The sequence below is a fragment of the Kitasatospora sp. NPDC090091 genome (assembly GCF_044747365.1).
Lineage (GTDB): Bacteria > Actinomycetota > Actinomycetes > Streptomycetales > Streptomycetaceae > Kitasatospora.
Window position 1 is genome coordinate 172,861 of record NZ_JBIVDY010000004.1, and the last position, 17,589, is coordinate 190,449.

Below are 17,589 nucleotides of genomic sequence, written 5' to 3' on the forward strand. Positions count from 1 at the left end.
GCGGCCGCCGCTCGTCGTCACCCGCGCACGGCGCCGCCGTCCGACCCGGCCGCAGGCTGCCGGTCTTGTTGCAGCCCCTGCTGCCCCGGCTGGTCCTGCCGCTCCCGCTGCTCCCGCGCGGCCTCGCGCAGCAGCCGGGCCAGGGCCTCGGCGTGCGGGTGGGGGCGGCGCCGGGCGCGGGCGATCCCGAAGTGCCGCGCCGGGCGCGGCGGCGTCACCGGCACCGTACGGGTGCCGGGCAGCACCGGGTCGAGCGCCACGTACGGCACCAGCGAGACCCCGACGCCCGCGGCGACCAGCGAGCGGGCGAAGAAGTAGTCGGTGGTGGAGCCCGCCACCCGGAGGTCGAATCCGGCGACGGCCGCGTGCCGGCGCAGGAAGGCCTCCGTCTTCAGGCACCCCATGACCCAGCGCTCCTCGGCGAGTTCGGCCAGGTCCAGGGTGTCCCGGCCGGCCAGGCGGTGGCCCTCGGGCAGCACCACCGAGAGCGGATCGTCCATCAGCGGCTCCCAGTCGAGCCCGGAGCGGTCCCCGGGCAGGACCGGCAGCGGTCCGTCGAAGTGGTAGGCGAGGGCGAGGTCGGCGGCTCCCTCGCGGACCATCGGCAGGCTGTCCTCCGGCTCCCGCTCCAGGATCCGTAGTTCGACGTCCGGGTGGTCGGCCGCGAAGCGGCTCAGGACGCCGGGCAGCAGGTGGCGGCCGCCGCTGGTGAAGGTGGCGAGGGTGAGCCGGTGCCGGGCCGCGCCGAGGCGGCCGATCTGCTCCTCGGCATGCCGCAGCTCCGCGGAGATCGCGGTGGCCGCGTCCACCAGGAGCCGCCCGGCCTCGGTGAGCCGCACCCCGCGCGTGGAGCGCTCCACCACGGCCGTCCCCAGCCCGCGTTCGAGCGCCGCGACCTGCTGGGAGACCGCGGACGGGGTGAGCAGCAGCGCGGCCGCCGCGCGGTTGAAGCTGCCGTGCTCGGCGACCGTGCGCAGCACGGTCAGCCTCCGGACGTCGATCATCGCGCTCCCCCGGTCATGACGGCCCGCTACAGGGCCCGGTCAACAGTTCTGCTGATGACGCGTTCAGCAAGTCGGCAGTTCTGCTGGGGAGCATAGGCGAGCAGAGTGGTGGCCATGAACAACGCCCTGCGAAACGTCTGCGTCATCGGCGGCAGCCGCTACTTCGGCCTCCGCCTGGTCACCCTGCTGCGGGACTCCGGTGCCCGCGTCACCCTGGTCAACCGCGGTTCGGCACCGCCGCCGCCCGGGGTCGACCACGTCGTCGCCGACCGGTCGGACGAGGCCGCCCTCGCCGCCGCGCTAGGCGGCCGCACCTTCGACGCCGTGCTCGACCAGGTGCTCTACACCCCCGCGGAGGCCGCGGTGGCCCGCCGGGTCTTCGCCGGCCGCACCGGCCGCTACGTGATGACCTCGACGATGGAGGTGTACGACCCGGCGACCTCTCCCCTGGTGCACACCACCCCGGGAGTCCCGGTGTCCGAGGAGACCGTGGACCCGGCGCAGTGGCCGGTCGACCTCGGCCTCCCCTGGCAGGATCCGGCGGCGCTCGCGGGCCGCTTCGACGAGGCGACGCGCTACGCGGAGGGCAAGCGGCAGGCCGAGGCCGTCCTGGCCCAGGACGCGCCGTTCTCCTGGGCCACCGTACGCAGCGCGCACGTCCTGGGCGGCGGCGCCCGGGACTTCACCGGCCGGCTGGCGCACTACACCGGGCTGATCGCCGCGGGCCGGCCGGTCGCCGTGCACCGGCGGCCGCAGCCGACCTCCTTCGTCCACCACGAGGAGATCGCCGCCGCGCTGGTCCGGGTGGCCGCCTCCGACGTCGTCGGGCCCCTCAACGCCTGCTCCCCCGAGCCGCTGGACGTGCTCGCACTGACCGACCAGATCGCCGAACGGCTCGGCACCGCCGCCCGCCACCGGGTGGTCGAGGGGAACGAGGCCTCGCCGTTCTCGTTCGACCGCTGGTACCCGATGGACGGCCGGCGCGCCCGCGGGCTGGGCCTGCACTTCTCCCCGGTGGCCGACTGGCTGCCCGGGGCCGTCACCGAGGCTGGGGCCGAGGCCGTCACCGAGGCCGCGGCTGAGGCTGGGGCTGGGGCCGCAGCTGAGACTGCAGCCGCGGCCGCGTCGCGAAAGGCGGCCTGACATGCGACAGCGCACCATCGGCGGGACTTCCGTCAGCGCGATCGGACTCGGCGCCATGCCGCTCTCGGTCGAGGGCCGGCCGGACGAGGAGACCGCCCTGGCGACCCTGCACGCCGCGCTCGACGCCGGCGTCACCCTGATCGACACGGCCGACTCCTATCACTGGCACTCCGCCGAAGTCGGCCACAACGAGCGGCTGGTGGCCCGCGCGCTGGCCGAGCGCCCGGCCGCCGACCGCGCGGCCGTCCTGGTCGCCACCAAGGGCGGGCGCGGCAGGCCCGGCGACGGCTCCTGGACGGTCGACGGCCGGCCGGAGCACCTGCGCCACGCCTGCGAGGGCTCGCTTCGGCGCCTCGGCACCGAGGCCGTCGGCCTCTACCAGCTGCACAAGCCCGACCCGCGGGTGCCGTGGGCGGAGTCGGTGGGCGCACTGCGCGAGCTGGTGGACGCGGGCAAGGTCCGCGCGGCGGGCGTCTCCAACGTCGACGAGCAGCAGATCCTGACGGCCCGGGAGATCCTCGGCCCGGCGCTGGTCTCCGTGCAGAACCGGTTCTCCCCCGCCGTCCGCACCGCCGGGCCCGAGTTGCGGCTGAGCGAGCGCCTCGGCCTGGCCTTCCTGCCGTGGAGCCCGCTGGGCGGCCTCGCCCGCAGCGTCCTGGACGACCCGGCGGACCGGGCGGCCACGGCCGGCGCCTTCCACCGGATCGCCGCCGCGCGCGGGGTCTCGCCCCAGCAGGTCGGCCTCGCCTGGCTGCTCGCCCTCTCCCCCGCCATGGTCCCGATCCCCGGGGCCCGCCGCTCGACCAGCATCCGCGACTCCGCCGCGGCCGCGGATCTCGACCTCGACCCGGCCGAACTGGCCGAACTCTCCGCCCCGTTCGACGAAGTGCCGAGCTGATCCACGGACAGGCCTCAGGGTGCCGGGCTGATGGTGCCGTGCTCGTCCATCTCGAAACGGCCCTCCGTCTTGCCGTCGACCTTGGTGTGCGTGAGCCAGTGCTTGGACAGGTTGTGCAGGTTCTTGTGCTGGCTCTCCCAAGGCATCGAGTGGCCGGCGCACTTCACCGTCACCAGGAGCTTGCGAGGCCCCGTGATGGCGTTGTAGAGCGCGGGGACGTGGAAGTCGAGTGCCGGATTGGAGCTCGGCGGTGTCGTGTTGGCCGTCCTGTCGTGCTCGCCGTGCACGATCAGCACGGGCACGCTTCCCCCGAGGACGCCGCCCTGGCCCGCGGTGGTGTTGTTCCAGCCCCAGGTGACGAAGTTCCGGTACCGGCTGAGGCCCACGGGCTTGCCGGACGGCAGGATCTTGCCCCAGGTGCGGCCGATGGGGTCGTTGTCCATCAGTGCGTCCCACACGACATCGAGCATGCCCGCTTCGATCTGGTTGGTGCAGGGCGCCTCCTGGGCCCAGGCGGTGCCGAAGTTGTCCTTGGCGAGCACCCGGGTGGGGAAGCCCGGAACCGGCAGGGCCGGCGGGTTCGACGGGCCCAGCGGGGGGAAGATCGGGGCGAGCAGGAACAGGCGCTCCACCTTCCCCGGGTTCTTGACCGTGTACGGCCCCATCGCGAACGCGCCCGCCGAGTAGCCGATGAAGGAGACCTTCGAGACGCCGCGGGTGCTGCGGATGAAGTCGACGACGGTGCCGAGCTCGTCCTGGTCACTCTGGGAGTTGGTCAGCACGAAGGGGTAGCTCGCGGTCCGCGGACCCATCAGCGGGGGGCTGACGAGGTCCTGCTGGAGGGGGTTGACGTTGCACGGGTCCTCCATCCGGGGTCGCGGCGACCGCCCTGAACCCTGCAGATCCATCATGAAGACGTCGTACCCCGCCTGGGCGAGGGCCCTGCCCCACCCGTACGAGGTGTGGTCGAGGTCGAAGGCCGCCAGCGCCGGGACACTCCGGCCGTGCAGCATGAGGACGGCCTCGCGGTTGCCCGCGGGGCCCGAGGGCGCGAGCTCCCGCACGAAGAGTTCGACCTTCTCGCCCGCCGTGGCGGGGACGGTCGAGGTGTGCGGGACGGCATGGTCGGTCGTGACGATGGCCATGAAGGGGGACCTTCCGGCGAGTGGGTCGAGACGGTGTCTCCGGACATCCCCACAGTCGGCCGAGGCACCTGCTCCCCGCCACAGCGGAACCGCCGTCCGAGCGGTGGTCCGGGTGCCCGTCCGCGGAAGCCGTCCCTGGCGGGCGGGGCCGGCGAGCCCGCCGGTCCGCCCGCGGGGTGCTCCCGGCACGGACGGTCCGGGGGCGCCATGAACGGTCAGAAACGGCCAGGAACGGTCACGAGCCGTCGGACGGTCCCGGCTGAACGGCGCAGAGTGCGTTGACACCGCCCGCGCCGAAGGGCGCCCCGCCGAGCAGGGTGGTCAGCACGCCCCGGCAGACGGCGGCCTCCTGGGGCGTCTTCGGCCCCTCGGCGGCAGCCGGCTGGGCGAGCAGCAGAGCGGGCGCAGCCAGCAGCAGTACGGAACAGGCCGCGCGGGCGGCGTACTTCGTCGACTTCGACAGGACGTGGTTCATCTCGGGGACCTCCGGATCGGGATCGGGACGAGCGATTCCTATCCGAAGCAGCCCGCCCGGGCGCGGACGCTGCGCCGTCCGAGGGCGTGTCAGCGCTCCCGCACGTCGGCCCTCGCGCGCGTCACCCCCCAACACGTCGGCCCCCGTGCCCGGGCACGGGGGCTGACGGCGGTTCGGCGGGCACGCCCGCCGGTCCCGGAGGCGCGGTGCTGCGGCAGCGGTGGCGGTGCCGTCAGTCTCCCGTGAAGGAGGCGCCGGGCGAGGCCAGGACCTTCGCCGCACAGGCGTGGCCGCGCTCGGCGGCGGCCCGCAGGTCCCGGTCGGCCAGGTAGCCGGCCAGGAAGCCGGCGGCGAAGGCGTCGCCGGCGCCGGTGAGATCGCGCACCTCGCCGACCGGCGGAACGGGCACCGCGAACACGTCCCGGCCGGGGGCGTCCACGGTGGTCGCCTCCGCGCCGGACTTGGTGACCACCGTGGTGGCGGCCAGCCGGGCGCGCTCCGGGCCGGGCCGGCCCTCGACGAGCAGCCCGAGGAACGCGGACTCCTCCCGATTGGCGAACAGCAGGTCGGGCGCGAGCTCGGCGGCGAGGGCGAGGAAGCGCTCGCGGCCGAACCCGGCCAGCATGCCGGTCGAGGAGGCGTCCAGCGAGACGGTGCCGCCCGCCCGGCGCACCCGCCGGACGGCGTCCACCGCAGCGGTGCCGATCGGCTCCCCGTCGAAGGAGTAGGCGGGGACGTGCAGGTGGGTCAGCCCGGCCAGCCAGGCGTCCGGGACGGCGTCGAGCAGCAGGGCGGCGCCCCGGTCGGGGAGCATGGTCCGCTCGCCGGCCTCGTCGATGAGCACCACGATGCTGCCGGTCTCGCCCCGGCGGGCCACCCGGACGTCCACGCCGTGACCGGCCAGTTCGGCGACGACGCCGTCCCCGGCCGGGTCGTCCCCGACGCAGCCGATGAAGCGCACGGGCCCCTGGCCGGCGGCCGCGAAGCAGGCGGCGACGTTGGCCGCGCTGCCGCCGCGGCGCCGGAACACCCGGGCGCTGGAGTCGGTGCCGTGCCGCAGCGGGCCGTCGACCCAGACGACGACGTCCTCGACCAGATCGCCGAGTACCCCGAGCACGGGCTCAGGCCTCGTCGCGCAGGGCCGCCAGCGCGACGGCGATCTCGCCGCCGAGCCGGACGTTGCCGCGGTAGACCTCGACGTTCACGTCCAGGCTGCGGCCCTGGGTGTCGCGCTGGATGAAGTCGAGCAGGAACGGGGTCGAGGCGTTGCCGGTGATGCCCCGGCGCTCGGCCTCGGCCCAGGCCCGGCCGAGGAGTTCGTCCAGCTGCTCCGGCGGGAGCTGCTTGGCCGGGTCCACCGGGTTGGCGATCAGCACCGCCTGCGGCAGCTCCAGGCCGTCCCGCGCGGCGATCACCCGGGCGGCCTCCTCGGGCGTGTCCACCTTGAAGTTGATCTCGTGGCCGGAGTCGGTGATGTAGAAGCCGGGGTACTTGCGGGTCCGGTAGCCGATGACCGGGATGTTCAGCGTCTCGAAGCGCTCCAGGGTGGCCCGGATGTCGAGGATCGACTTCACTCCCGCGCTGACCACGGTGACCGGGGTGGCGGCGAGCGTCGTCAGGTCGGCCGACTCGTCGAAGGTCTCGGACGCGCCGAAGTGCACGCCGCCGAGCCCGCCGGTGGAGAAGACCCGGATCCCGGCCCGGTGGGCGAGGAAGGCGGTGGCCGCCACCGTCGTCCCGCCGTGCCGGCCCAGCGCGGCGACCACCGGCAGGTCGCGCAGGCTCGCCTTGTCGAGGTCGTCCGACTCCGACAGCTCCTTGATCTGCTCGGTGGCGAGGCCGACCGTCGGCACACCCGCGTACACGCCGATGGTGGCCGGCACCACGCCCGCGGCCCGCAGCCGCTCCTCCGCCTCCAGCGCGACCGCCAGGTTGCGGGGGCGCGGAAGCCCGTGGGTGAAGATGGTCGACTCCAGGGCGACGACGGGGCGCCCGTCGGCAACGGCCTGGGTGACTTCGTCGGAGATACGGATGGGCAGTCCGGTCATGGCACGAACTCTCTCTGCGATGCCACCACGGTGTGGCAACCGCGGCTCAGCCTAGGGATCGTTCGCATCGGTATCCAGAATGAGTCCTGGGCCTTCCCATAGCCTTCCGCCTATGGGATTCACCTTGCGTCAGCTCGAAGTCTTCCTCGCCGTCGCCGACACCCTGCACTTCGGCCGGGCCGCCGAGCGGCTGCACATCTCGCAGCCGACGGTCAGCCAGGAGGTGGCCCGGCTGGAGCGGACCGTCGGGGTCGAGCTCTTCGACCGGAGCCGACGGGCGGTGGCGCTGACCTCGGCCGGCGAGGTGATGGCCACCGAGGCCGCCGCGCTGCTCGACCGCGCCGGCACGCTGCTCGCCCGGGTCCGGCTGCACGAGGAGTCCCGGCTCGGCCTCGCCCGGATCGTCGCCTCCCCCAGCGTGATGAACCGGCTGCTGCCCGCCGTGGTCAGCCGTGCCGAACGGGAGCTGCCCGCACTGGAGACCGTCGAGCTCGCCGTCGACACCGGCCAGGTCTCCGCCACCCTGGCCGCCGAGCTCGCCGACATCGGCCTCGGCCGCTTCCTCGACGAAGCGCCCGGCTACCGGCGCGAGAAGCTCCTCGACGAACCCGTCCGGGTGGCGCTCAGCCGCGGCCACGCCCTGGCCGGGCGCGTCGCCGTCCACCTGCACGACCTCGGCGACCTCCCGCTGCTCCTGTGGCCGCGCGAGCAGCACCCGCGCTACTACGACCACGTCCTCGGCCTCTGCGCCGACCACGGCGTGGAGCCGCCGGTCCTGGTCAGCCCGCCCAGGATCGTCGGCTCCCGGCTCTACCTGCTCTCGCAGAACCGCGCCTTCTCCCTCGTCCCGGCCTCACTGGCCGGCCACCTCACCGAGGACGTGGTCACCGTCCCGCTCGCCGGACCGGCCGCCCTCCCGCTGGAGATGCAGTGGCGGCTGGACGACCACCGACCCCGCCTTGCCGCCCTGCGCGACCTGATCCGCGAGGAGGCAACCACCCTCGCCACCGGCTGACCGCGGCGCGCGCCGTCCCGGACCCGGCGCGGGCGCCACGGGGCGCGGTCAGAACCGCAGCGACCAGCTGTTGACGGTGCCGTCCCAGTACCCGAGGAGGTCCGTCACCCGCAGCCGCCACACGCCGGCGGCGGTGTGGGCCGAGGCGTCGACGCCGAAGACGCCCACGATGTCGGGCGTCCCGTCCGCGATGTCCTCGGCCCGCAGGAGGAAGACCGCGCCGTCCGGGGCGACCAGCTCGACCCGGAGGTCTCCGCGCCACTGGTAGCCGATGTCCACGAGGATCTCCAGGTCGCGGGGCGCCTTGCCGGTCACCCCGCCGACCGTGGCCCGGGACTCCACCGCCCCGACGCCCGAGATGGGCACCCCGGGCGTACCGGCGAACACCGGACCGCGCGGCCGGTTGGGCACCGTCCCGGTGTAGAGGAGCCGGTCGGGCGAGCCCGGCCCGGCGTCGACGACCGACCCGGTGGTGGCCGCGGCAGTCAGCGCGGCCGCCACCTGGGCCGGGGTGGCCGTCGGGTGGTCCGCGAGGTAGAGCGCTGCCGCACCCGCCACGTGCGGGGCGGCCATAGAGGTGCCCGACATCGGCATGCCGAACCCGCCGTAGTCGCTCCAGTTCAGCGTCGACACGATGTCCACCCCGGGGGCGAACAGGTCCACCAGCGGACCGTAGTTGGAGAAGGAGGCGCGGGTGTCGTCCGAACCGGTGGCGCCGACCGTGATCGCGGTGGGCACGCGCGCCGGCGAGTGGCCGGCGGCGTCGATGGAGTCGTTCCCGGCCGCCACCGTGTAGGTGAGCCCGCTCGCGATCGAGTTGGCCACGGCCGCGTCGAAGACCGGGTCGGGCTCGCTACCCAGGCTCATGTTGACCACGGCGGGGCGGACGGCATGCCGGGTCACCCAGTCGATGCCGGCCACCACCTGCTCGGTGGTGCCCTCGCCGTCGTCGTTCAGGACGCGCACGGCGACGATCGAGGCGTTCTTCGCGACCCCGAACTCGCTGCTCGCCACCGTGCCCGCCACGTGCGTGCCGTGGCCGTGCCCGTCCTCGGCCACGTCGTCGCCGTCGACGGCGTCGAAGCCGTACGAGGCGCGCCCCTCGAACTCCTCCTGGGTGACACGGACACCGGTGTCGACGATGTAGGCCGTCACGCCGTGCCCTCCCGAGTCCGGGTAGGTGTAGCGGTCGTCGTACGGGAACCTGCGCTGGTCGATCCGGTCCAGGCCCCAGGACTGGGGCCCGTTCTGGCTGCCGTCCACCGCGACCCGGCGGTTCTGCGAGACCACCGCGACGGCCGGGTCGGCGGCCAGCCGCCGCGCCTGCCGCTCGGAGAGCTCCACGGAGAACCCGTTCAGCGCCGCGTCGTAGACGCGCCGGACCGTACCGCCGTAGGCGCGGGCCAGCCCCTGCGCACCGCTTGCCACCGAACGCCCGCCGCCCGGCGGCGCCTTGAGGACGACGAGATAGCTGCCCGGCACCGCATGCGGCGACCGGGCCCCCTGGACCACCCCCTCCGGAGCAGCGGCCGCCGCGGGGAACGCCCCACCCGCCCCGACCAACACCACCGCGGCCGCCCCCAGCACGGCACACGCCCGACCGAACCCCTGCCTCGGACCCATGGCCCACCCCCTCCGACTCTCCCCGGAGAACCATGCTGATTGATCGTCAGCACATCGACAAGAGGCGGTAGTTGGCGCACCACAAGCGCTCCCTCGGAGCCGCTCCGTCGATCCATGCCAAGGTCTCAGGGCCACCGGCTCTCGTCGAAGAGCCGTGCGTGAGCAGGTCCGGGCGCGCGGCGCCCGGGGAGCCCGGACTGTCCCGAGGTGCACGGCGCGGGTGAGGGGCGCGCGTTGTGGGGTGTGCGTCCGCGGGTCCGGCTCCGGCCACAACCACCCTGGTCACCGGCACGTTGCATCCGCGTGAACCGCTTCGCCTGCCCCCTGCAGATCATCTGCCGGAGCGCCGTACGCGCGGCCGCCGTGCTGCTCCGCGTCGGCCGCGCCCTCGTCGCCGCCGTCGTCCGCGCCGACGCCCGTGCCGAGGCCGCCCTGCGCCGCTGGGCCCGGCCCCTCACCGCCCGGGTCGCCGAGGTGCTCCGTCGGCTCGCCGCCGCCAACTGCGGCGACGCGCTGAGCCGTCACCTCCCCTGCCGGTCCCGGGAGCGGACCCGGGAACGGACCCGGGACGCGGGCCTGCTCGACGACAGGCCCTGACCGGCGGCAGGCCCTGATCGGCGAGAGGCCGAGCGGCAGGACGGCCGCGCGCCCCGGACCACCACGTGGTCCGGGGCGCGCGGCAGGCCGGGCCCGGGCGTCAGGCCTTGCAGAGCCCCGTCGTCCAGTCGACGGTCGCGGCGGCGCGGGAGTAGCGCCACTGCGGGGCGAGCAGGTCGCGGTCCAGCTGGGCCGCGGCCGGCTTGTCCTCGACGACGTAGCCGAAGTCCTGCAGCCAGGCCGGGTAGAGGTTCTTGGAACCGATGTAGAACGTCGAGCCGTCCACCGCGACCAGCTTGTGGTGCAGCTGGTACGGGTGGCCGTCCGCCCAGGTGGGGGCGTCGGCGACGCGGAAGGAGGCGAGCTGGAGGTTGCCGCAGAGCGCGGCGCCGGCCTTGGCCGGGTCGCCGGTGAGGGCGGTCAGCCGGGACTTGAGGACGTCGCTGATCTCGGACAGGGACTTGATCTGCGAGTAGCCGCCGCTGCCGACCGCGCCGCGGTTGGCCGGGTCGCTCACCACGATCCGCACCTTGACGCCGGCCGCGAGCTTGGCGGCCAGCAGCTCGTAGAGCCGGGCGTCGTAGCGGGGCAGCGGCGGGCAGGTGCCGTTCATGTCCTGCTGCGAGATCTCGACGTGGCTGGTGGCGCTGGAGACGAGCGCGCGAAGGGCGTTCTCCTCCGGGTTCACCGTCTCGTAGTCGCGGTCGGCGTTGGTGTTGTCGTGCAGGGCGAGCGGGCCGCACTTGGTGTCGGAGACGCCGGGGACCGGGCCCTGGCGGTACGCCGAGGACGGGTCGTTCGCCTTGATGCCGACGCCGAGGCCGCCGACCGCGATCACCGGCACGGTGCCGGTGGCGGGCGCCGCCGGGTTGAGCTCGCGCTCCAGCGAGGGCCGGCAGGAGCCGCCGTTGCTGGAGGCGAACCAGGCGTTGTCGAACACGCCGGTGTGGCCGCAGGTCCAATCCCACAGGGTGTCCAGGTAGCGGGCGGCGGAGGTGGCGGCGGGGCCGGTCAGGGCGAGGTCGACGTCCGAGACCGGGTGGGCGGTGTCGAGGTAGTCGTCCTTCCAGCCGTTGATGCCGCCGGCGACCACGCTGCGGCCGTCGACCACCAGCAGCTTGGAGTGGTTCCAGGAGAGCGCGGTGCGCGAGGTGGTCATGGAGGCCACGGTGAGGGTGACCGAGCCGGCGGCGGGGCCGAGCTTGGCGACCAGCTCGTCGCGGTAGCGGGACGGCAGGACGTTGGCGTTGTAGACCGGCGCGGCACCGACCAGGATGCGGACCTGGAGCCGGTTGCCCGCGGCGACGGAGGCCTTGATCCCGTCGACGAGTGCGTCCTGGAAGCCGCCGTTGGGGAACGGCGCCAGGGTGGAGACGTCGACGGTGCGGGTGGCGGCGGAGACGTCGGCCCGCATCCGGTCCAGCAGGGCGCGGGTGCCGGGGCGGTCGGTGCAGGCGGCGTCGCCCCAGCAGCCCGGGGTCTGCAGCAGCCAGCCGGCCGGGTTGTCGGCGGTGGCGTGCAGGCTGTTGCCCTCGGTCCGCTGCCAGACCGTGCCCTCCAGGCCCGGTGCCACCTCGCGCAGAGCGCGCTCGACCGCGTCGAGATGGGCGGTGCCGGCGGCGTCCCCGGCGGTGCCGGACGCGGTGTCCGCGTGGGCCGGCAGGGGCGGGACGACGGCGAGCAGGGTGGTGGCTGCGGCGGCGGCCAGGGCCGCCCGCACGAGGCGGCCGGACCGGCGGGACCAGGACAGGGACACGTGTGTGGTTCCTTCAGGGAGCTGCGGGGGAGCTGCGGGTGGATCATGGTTCACCCGTGGGACGACCTGAGATTACCGGAAAGTAACTTGATGTCTAATCTGCCCATGACAATGAGTCACCCGGCCTGAAATACACCCGCCGTTCGGCCCCCGCCGAACGGCCGGGGCGCATCGGCGCAGCTCACCACCCCTCCGCCCGGACGCCGCCCTGACGCCGTGTCGGAAGAGCCGGGTGGCCGGAACGAAGCGTCCCCGCCCGGAGAGACCGGACGGGGACGCGGCACGAGGCGCGGACGCCCAGGGGTGCACGGGCCCGGGGCGCAGCAGGGTCGCGCGGGTGCAGGGAGCCCGCGCGGTACGGGGCCGGCCGGCGGGGTCAGCCGGCGGGGCCGACCAGGACGTCGCTCACCAGATCGCGGGCCTCCGCCTGGACCCGGGCGAGGTGCTCGTCGCCCTGGAACGACTCCGCGTAGATCTTGTACACGTCCTCGGTGCCGGACGGGCGGGCGGCGAACCAGGCGTTCTCGGTGCACACCTTGATGCCGCCGATGGCCGCCCCGTTGCCGGGCGCCTCGGTGAGGACGGCGGTGATCGGCTCGCCGGCCAGCTCGCCGGCCTTGACCTGCTGCGGGGACAGGCGCGCCAGCAGCGCCTTCTGCTCCCGGTCGGCCGGGGCGTCCACCCGCGCGTAGGAGGGCGCGCCGAACTTCTCGGTCAGGTCGCGGTAGTACTCGCTCGGCGTGCGGCCGGTCACGGCGGTGATCTCCGAGGCCAGCAGGGCGAGCAGGATGCCGTCCTTGTCGGTGGTCCAGACGCCGCCGTCGCGGCGCAGGAACGACGCCCCGGCCGACTCCTCGCCGCCGAAGGCGATCGAGCCCTCCAGCAGCCCGTCCACGAACCACTTGAAGCCCACCGGGACCTCGACCAGCTCACGCTTGAGGTCGGCCGCGACCCGGTCCAGCATCGAGGAGGACACCAGGGTCTTGCCCACCGCCGCGTCCGACGGCCAGTCGGCGCGGTGGCGGTAGAGGTAGTCGACGGCGACGGCCAGGTAGTGGTTGGGGTTCATCAGCCCGCCGTCCGGGGTGACGATGCCGTGCCGGTCGGCGTCGGCGTCGTTGCCGGTGGCGATCGCGTACTCGTTCCGGCGGCCGATCAGCGAGGCCATCGCGGCGGGCGAGGAGCAGTCCATCCGGATCTTGCCGTCCCAGTCCAGCGTCATGAACCGCCAGGTCGGGTCGGTGACCGGGTTGACCACGGTCAGGTCGAGGCGGTGCGTCTCGGCGATCCGCGCCCAGTAGGCGACGGAGGCGCCGCCCAGCGGGTCCGCGCCGATCCGCAGGCCGGCCGCGCGCACCGCGTCCAGGTCCAGCACCGAGACCAGGTCGTCGGTGTACGTCGTGAGGAAGTCGTGGCGGCCGGTGGTGGCGGCGGACAGCGCCCGCGCGTACGGCACCCGCTTGACGCCCCGCAGGCCGTCGCGGATGAGCGCGTTGGCACGGTCCTGGATCCAACCGGTGGCCTCGGAGCCGGCCGGACCGCCGCTCGGCGGGTTGTACTTGAAGCCGCCGTCGCGCGGCGGGTTGTGCGAGGGCGTGACCACGATGCCGTCGGCTAGGGCCTGCGGGCGGCGGCGGTTGTGCGCGAGGATCGCGTGCGAGACGGCCGGGGTCGGTGTGTAGCCGTCGGCGCTGTCCAGCAGGACGTTGACACCGTTGGCCGCCAGCACCTCCACCGCGGTCACCCGGGCCGGCTCGGAGAGCGCGTGGGTGTCCACGCCGAGGAACAGCGGGCCGGTGATGCCCTGCTCGGCCCGGTACTCGCAGATCGCCTGGGTGGTCGCGGCGATGTGGTCCTCGTTGAACGCCGCGTCCAGCGAGGAGCCGCGGTGCCCCGAGGTGCCGAACGCCACCCGCTGGCCCGGCTCCTCCGGGTCCGGGTGCAGCGCGTAGTACGCCGTCACCAGCCGCGCCACGTCGACCAGGTCGTCCGGCTGTGCCGGCTGGCCGGCCCGTGCGTGTGCCATGGGTTGTCTCCCACCTGTTCCCTGTCCGTGCGCCGGCCCGCGGTCGCGCGGCCGGCGCGTCCTGCCCCGTGCTCACCGATCGTAACCAGAACATGCCCCCGCCCCGTACCGGGCACGGAACGGGGCGGGGGCGGGAACGGGGCGGGGTGCCGGGGGCGCCCTGCCCGGACGGCGGCGCGGGGGCTGCGGGCCCCCGGCCCGACGGTCAGGCGGGCAGCTGCTCGCGGAAGCCGTCCAGCACCGGGGCGGTGGTGGTCGCGACGAACTCCGTCACCCGGTACTCGGCCAGCCCGGCCAGCGTGAAGGGATCGCTGCCGGTGATCGCCTCGATCGCCGCGCGGTCCTCGGCGACGGCGAGGATCATCCCGCCGTCCCGCGGCACCTTGCGCCCCGAGGCGAGGAACGTCCCGGCCTCGTAGTGCCCCTTCAGCCAGGTCACGTGCTCCGGCAGCACGGCGTCGATGCGGTCCAGCGGGGCGGTGTACGTCAGCTCCAGTACGAACATGCCGCCAGGCTAGCCGCTCGCCCCGACGCGGCGTCAGCCGGTGGTGGCGGGCCCAGGATTCCCGCAGGGGCGCGGCGTCGCACCGAGCGGGCCGCAGCAGCGTGTCAGACCACATCATGCCAGGTCAGGAGCGCCTCCGGTAGGACTCAGCACACGCCCGATCGGCCTTGTCCGACACCGTGCCGACCCCGCAGACTCGTCGGCATCCACTCCCCCGGCCCCGTGCCGGCACCCGTCCCCGGGCGCCGGCGCGCACGTCGTGCTGCCCAGGCGGCCGGGAGGACGAGTGGCCGAACGAGGGGGAACAGATGGTGAACCAGGATGCGGTGCTGCGGGCCCGGATGGTGCTGATGAGCACCGACCGGCGGGTCCTGCGCGGCCCGAACGCGCTCGGCGTGTACCGGCTGCTGACCTCCGTCGCGCCGGAGGTGTACGGCTCCAAGCTGGCGTACGTCCTGGTGGAGGCGGCCGGCTCGCCCGCGCTGCGCGACCTGCCGCAGGCCCGGACCGCGCTGCTGGACGAGGCGGTCGCCGTGGCGCAGGCCCTGGAGGAGCGGAACCCGTTCCGTGCGAAGGTGCTCGCCCGGGCACTGGCGGCCCGTCAGGAGGTGTAGTCGCACGACCGCCCCGGGCCGTCCGGGCCCGGGGCAGCCGGATTCCCGGGGACGGCATGGAGCGGACGAGCGTGTGACGTCACGCCGTCGTCGCGGCGCATTCCTCACCACGGCCCGGACACCGGCTCGTCGACGCACGGCCCCGGGGGAGGTCCCACACGGCGGCTCAGGGCCGCCGGGTCGCGGGTGCGGTGGTGGCGAGGTCGAACGGGTCGTGGGCGCAGACCAGGCGGACCTCGTCGGCGTGCGAGCGGCTCAGGTCGCGGAGGCGTTCGAGGGTGTCGCGGCGGGCGTGGTCGTCGATGGCCACGAGGCGTTGAAAGGCGGTCAGGCCGAGCGGCCGGCGCGGGGAGCGGGGGTCGACGTCGGTGTGCGAGAAGTACGCGTCGCCGCAGTGGAGCAGCCAGCGGTCGGCGTCGCGGACGGCGACGCCGCAGTGGCCGCGGGAGTGGCCGGGCAGCGGTACCAGGAGCAGGTCGGGTACGTCGCGCGGCAGGATCGGGATGCCCCTCAGGCCGTACCAGTTCTCGGTGGCGCTGTCCCGTGGGTGCTCCACCCAGTGCGGGCCGTGCGCCCACTGCGCGGGGCGGTAGCGGTCCCGTTCGGCGCGGGTGGACCGCGCCCGGGCGGCGCGCAGTTCCTCGGCGAGGACGTGGATCCGGGCGTGCGGGAAGTCGCTGATCCCGCCGGCGTGGTCGAGGTCGAGGTGGGTCAGGACGATGTGCCGCACGTCCTGCGGGTCGTACCCGAGGGCGCGGATCTGGTGCAGGGCCGTGCGCGCGAGGTGGAGCCGGGGTCGGACCACCGTCAGGAACTGCCTCCCGAGCCGGCCGGGGTCGGCCACGTCCTCGGTCCCGAAGGCGGTGTCGACCAGGATCAGCCCCGCCGGGCTCTCGATCAGCAGGCAGTGCGCGGACAGCCTGCCGACCAGGGGGCCGCCGCTGCCGAGCAGCAGCCGGCCGCCGAAAGGACACATGGTGGCGCAGTCCAGGTGGTGCACTCGCATTCGGCCTCCAGAGCTGTCGGACGCCACCGGGCGCGTGACCGGTCCTCGTGATGCACGGACGGTGCCGCAGGGCGGCGGTGCTGCCGCGCGGCAGCGTACCAGCGAGTAGGGTCCGCGGGTCGGTTCCCGGGCGGCCCGCGGCCGACCGACCTCGTACCGGACGCGTTCCCCCGGCGCCCGGTGCGACGGCCCGGCACGGGGGTCTTCCCTGCCGGATCTCCGGCCGTCACGCTTCGGCCACCGCTCTCAGGCCGCCGCTCTCGGGCCACCCCGCTCAGGCCGCCGCGCTCAGGCCGCCGCGCTCTCCGCTGCGATCATCGCGATCAGTCCGGAACGCCCGTGTTCCGTCAGGTGCCGACGCTGGCGTTCGGCGCCGTTGCCCTCGTTCAGCAGGCGGTCGACCAGCGGGACCACCGCACGGGTGTCACCCAGTTCGTCCATGACCGGAGCCAGCGTGGCCAGCATGGAGCGGACGAGCTCGCCGGCCGACCGGGACAGCCCCGTCGCCGGATCGTGCAGGGTGCCGTCCAGGCCGTACCGGGCGGCGTGCCACCCCGCGCCGTCCAGGCTCTCCGGCGTCCGCTCCGGCGCCGGACGTCCGGCGGCCGCCTCCCGCATCGCCGTGACGACCAGCGCGCGCACCAGCCCGGCCAGCATCACCGCCTCGTCGGCGCGCAGCTGGACGTCCATCGCGCGCAGCTCGACGGTCGGGAACTTCGCCGAGAGCCGGGCCTGCCAGTACAGCTGTCCGCGGTCGCGGATCAGCCGGGCCTCCAGCAGGTGGTCGATGCGGCGTGCGTAGTCCTTGGCGTCCGTGAAGTACGGCGGGATCCCGCTGATCGGCCAGCGGCTGAAGACCACCGTGCGCCAACTCGCGTATCCGGTGTCGGAGCCGTACCACAGCGGCGAGTTGGCCGACAGCGCAGTCAGCACCGGCAGCCAGGGCCGGAGGCGGTTGAGCACCTCGACACCCGTCTGCGGGTCGGGCACGGCCACGTGCACGTGCATGCCGTTGATGAGCGCCTCGTCGGCCAGCCGCGACATGTTCCGCCTGATGGAGCGGTAACGCGGGGCGTCGACGATCGCCGGGGGCGTGGAGGGGGCGTACGGGGCGGTGCCGCATGCGGCGAGCCGGCAGTCGGCCGTCTCGGCGGCGGCCGCGAGCGCGTGCCGCAGGCGCAGCAGATGGCCGCCGACCTCGGCGAGGTCCCGGCAGACCGGGGTGGCCACCTCCACCTGCGCCTGGAGCAGCTCGTTCTGCAGCTCGGTGTGGTGCACGGCGGGGTGCAGCCCGGCCGCCTCCTGTACCGCGTCGACGTGCGGCAGCGGCAGACCGGTGTCCGGGTCGAGCAGCAGGTACTCCTCCTCGACGCCGACGGTCGGACGGCCGCCCGCATCCGGGGTGAGCCGGTCGTCACCGCCTGTGATGTCGGTGCCAGTGCCCATAACTCCGGGTTACCCGCTCATCCGGTGGCCAACCGGGGCACAGGCGCAACCCGGTCGCCCTACCGGACGAGTTGGGCGATGGCCTCCGACGCGATCCCGACCATCACGGCCTCCTCACGGCTGGCGGCACTTTCGGCCCGGAAGCGATCTCCACCGCCGCTTCAGGACCCGATGACCGGCGCCCTCGGCCCGGGCGCCGCGGCAGAAGCGGGCGTAGCCCGGCCGGGGCCTTGAGGGGCGAGGGGGGCGTTCCGTGGGCCCCGGCCGGGGGGGGAGGCAGGCCGCGTC

16 protein-coding genes are annotated in these 17,589 nt (G+C 74.5%); 5 read left to right on the forward strand and 11 right to left on the reverse strand.

Annotated elements, in window-relative coordinates:
• Nucleotides 1–17: 17 nt before the first annotated feature.
• Nucleotides 18–1,004 carry a LysR family transcriptional regulator gene (locus ACIPSC_RS08645; protein WP_400824276.1) on the reverse strand — a complete coding sequence of 329 codons (987 nt, stop codon included), beginning with the start codon at nt 1,002–1,004 and terminating at the stop codon, nt 18–20.
• A 114-nt stretch (nt 1,005–1,118) separates the two neighbouring features.
• Between ACIPSC_RS08645 and ACIPSC_RS08650 the strand changes: the two genes are divergently transcribed.
• Nucleotides 1,119–2,147, forward strand: a complete 1,029-nt coding sequence (locus ACIPSC_RS08650) for a reductase (RefSeq protein ID WP_400824277.1) — start codon at nt 1,119–1,121, stop codon at nt 2,145–2,147.
• Nucleotide 2,148: 1 nt separating this feature from the next.
• A complete protein-coding gene (locus ACIPSC_RS08655; protein WP_400824278.1) occupies nt 2,149–3,045 on the forward strand; it encodes an aldo/keto reductase in 897 nt (298 codons plus the stop codon).
• Nucleotides 3,046–3,059: 14 nt separating this feature from the next.
• Here ACIPSC_RS08655 and ACIPSC_RS08660 read toward each other — a convergent pair whose 3' ends face one another.
• From ACIPSC_RS08660 to ACIPSC_RS08675, 4 genes are all read right to left on the reverse strand, one after another.
• Nucleotides 3,060–4,190, reverse strand: coding sequence for an alpha/beta fold hydrolase (locus ACIPSC_RS08660; RefSeq protein WP_400824279.1), 1,131 nt, complete (start codon nt 4,188–4,190; stop codon nt 3,060–3,062).
• 235 nt (nt 4,191–4,425) lie between these two features.
• Complete coding sequence (locus ACIPSC_RS08665) at nt 4,426–4,665, reverse strand: hypothetical protein (protein WP_400824280.1); 240 nt, start codon at nt 4,663–4,665, stop codon at nt 4,426–4,428.
• 232 nt (nt 4,666–4,897) lie between these two features.
• Nucleotides 4,898–5,782 (reverse strand): carbohydrate kinase family protein, encoded by an 885-nt coding sequence (locus ACIPSC_RS08670; protein ID WP_400824281.1) that lies wholly within the window; start codon nt 5,780–5,782, stop codon nt 4,898–4,900.
• Between the two features lie 4 nt (nt 5,783–5,786).
• Complete coding sequence (locus tag ACIPSC_RS08675) at nt 5,787–6,713, reverse strand: pseudouridine-5'-phosphate glycosidase (RefSeq protein ID WP_400824282.1); 927 nt, start codon at nt 6,711–6,713, stop codon at nt 5,787–5,789.
• A 112-nt stretch (nt 6,714–6,825) separates the two neighbouring features.
• Between ACIPSC_RS08675 and ACIPSC_RS08680 the strand changes: the two genes are divergently transcribed.
• Nucleotides 6,826–7,728 (forward strand): LysR family transcriptional regulator, encoded by a 903-nt coding sequence (locus tag ACIPSC_RS08680; protein ID WP_400824283.1) that lies wholly within the window; start codon nt 6,826–6,828, stop codon nt 7,726–7,728.
• 48 nt (nt 7,729–7,776) lie between these two features.
• Here ACIPSC_RS08680 and ACIPSC_RS08685 read toward each other — a convergent pair whose 3' ends face one another.
• Nucleotides 7,777–9,351, reverse strand: coding sequence for a S8 family serine peptidase (locus ACIPSC_RS08685; protein WP_400824284.1), 1,575 nt, complete (start codon nt 9,349–9,351; stop codon nt 7,777–7,779).
• A gap of 303 nt (nt 9,352–9,654) precedes the next feature.
• Between ACIPSC_RS08685 and ACIPSC_RS08690 the strand changes: the two genes are divergently transcribed.
• Nucleotides 9,655–9,948 (forward strand): hypothetical protein, encoded by a 294-nt coding sequence (locus tag ACIPSC_RS08690; RefSeq protein ID WP_400824285.1) that lies wholly within the window; start codon nt 9,655–9,657, stop codon nt 9,946–9,948.
• A 100-nt stretch (nt 9,949–10,048) separates the two neighbouring features.
• On the opposite strand, the gene ACIPSC_RS08695 is transcribed toward ACIPSC_RS08690, so the two are convergent.
• From ACIPSC_RS08695 to ACIPSC_RS08705, 3 genes are all read right to left on the reverse strand, one after another.
• Nucleotides 10,049–11,704 carry a phospholipase D-like domain-containing protein gene (locus tag ACIPSC_RS08695; RefSeq protein WP_400824286.1) on the reverse strand — a complete coding sequence of 552 codons (1,656 nt, stop codon included), beginning with the start codon at nt 11,702–11,704 and terminating at the stop codon, nt 10,049–10,051.
• 376 nt (nt 11,705–12,080) lie between these two features.
• Nucleotides 12,081–13,730 (reverse strand): phosphoglucomutase (alpha-D-glucose-1,6-bisphosphate-dependent), encoded by a 1,650-nt coding sequence (gene pgm / locus ACIPSC_RS08700; protein ID WP_400824287.1) that lies wholly within the window; start codon nt 13,728–13,730, stop codon nt 12,081–12,083.
• Nucleotides 13,731–13,935: 205 nt separating this feature from the next.
• Nucleotides 13,936–14,235, reverse strand: coding sequence for a YciI family protein (locus ACIPSC_RS08705; RefSeq protein ID WP_400824288.1), 300 nt, complete (start codon nt 14,233–14,235; stop codon nt 13,936–13,938).
• A 308-nt stretch (nt 14,236–14,543) separates the two neighbouring features.
• Between ACIPSC_RS08705 and ACIPSC_RS08710 the strand changes: the two genes are divergently transcribed.
• Nucleotides 14,544–14,849 (forward strand): hypothetical protein, encoded by a 306-nt coding sequence (locus ACIPSC_RS08710; protein WP_400824289.1) that lies wholly within the window; start codon nt 14,544–14,546, stop codon nt 14,847–14,849.
• 166 nt (nt 14,850–15,015) lie between these two features.
• On the opposite strand, the gene ACIPSC_RS08715 is transcribed toward ACIPSC_RS08710, so the two are convergent.
• A complete protein-coding gene (locus tag ACIPSC_RS08715; RefSeq protein WP_400824290.1) occupies nt 15,016–15,855 on the reverse strand; it encodes an MBL fold metallo-hydrolase in 840 nt (279 codons plus the stop codon).
• A 288-nt stretch (nt 15,856–16,143) separates the two neighbouring features.
• Complete coding sequence (locus tag ACIPSC_RS08720; protein ID WP_400824291.1) at nt 16,144–17,301, reverse strand: glutamate--cysteine ligase; 1,158 nt, start codon at nt 17,299–17,301, stop codon at nt 16,144–16,146.
• Between the last annotated feature and the right edge of the window lie 288 nt (nt 17,302–17,589).

Excerpts from the sequence above, each read along its gene's own strand:
- ACIPSC_RS08645 (WP_400824276.1), bottom strand. The coding sequence starts at position 1,004 with ATGATCGACGTCCGGAGGCTGACCGTGCTGCGCACGGTCGCCGAGCAC.
- ACIPSC_RS08650 (WP_400824277.1), top strand. The coding sequence starts at position 1,119 with ATGAACAACGCCCTGCGAAACGTCTGCGTCATCGGCGGCAGCCGCTAC.
- ACIPSC_RS08655 (WP_400824278.1), top strand. The coding sequence starts at position 2,149 with ATGCGACAGCGCACCATCGGCGGGACTTCCGTCAGCGCGATCGGACTC.
- ACIPSC_RS08660 (WP_400824279.1), bottom strand. The coding sequence starts at position 4,190 with ATGGCCATCGTCACGACCGACCATGCCGTCCCGCACACCTCGACCGTC.
- ACIPSC_RS08665 (WP_400824280.1), bottom strand. The coding sequence starts at position 4,665 with ATGAACCACGTCCTGTCGAAGTCGACGAAGTACGCCGCCCGCGCGGCC.
- ACIPSC_RS08675 (WP_400824282.1), bottom strand. The coding sequence starts at position 6,713 with ATGACCGGACTGCCCATCCGTATCTCCGACGAAGTCACCCAGGCCGTT.
- ACIPSC_RS08680 (WP_400824283.1), top strand. The coding sequence starts at position 6,826 with ATGGGATTCACCTTGCGTCAGCTCGAAGTCTTCCTCGCCGTCGCCGAC.
- ACIPSC_RS08685 (WP_400824284.1), bottom strand. The coding sequence starts at position 9,351 with ATGGGTCCGAGGCAGGGGTTCGGTCGGGCGTGTGCCGTGCTGGGGGCG.
- pgm (WP_400824287.1), bottom strand. The coding sequence starts at position 13,730 with ATGGCACACGCACGGGCCGGCCAGCCGGCACAGCCGGACGACCTGGTC.
- ACIPSC_RS08705 (WP_400824288.1), bottom strand. The coding sequence starts at position 14,235 with ATGTTCGTACTGGAGCTGACGTACACCGCCCCGCTGGACCGCATCGAC.
- ACIPSC_RS08710 (WP_400824289.1), top strand. The coding sequence starts at position 14,544 with ATGGTGAACCAGGATGCGGTGCTGCGGGCCCGGATGGTGCTGATGAGC.
- ACIPSC_RS08715 (WP_400824290.1), bottom strand. The coding sequence starts at position 15,855 with ATGCGAGTGCACCACCTGGACTGCGCCACCATGTGTCCTTTCGGCGGC.
- ACIPSC_RS08720 (WP_400824291.1), bottom strand. The coding sequence starts at position 17,301 with ATGGGCACTGGCACCGACATCACAGGCGGTGACGACCGGCTCACCCCG.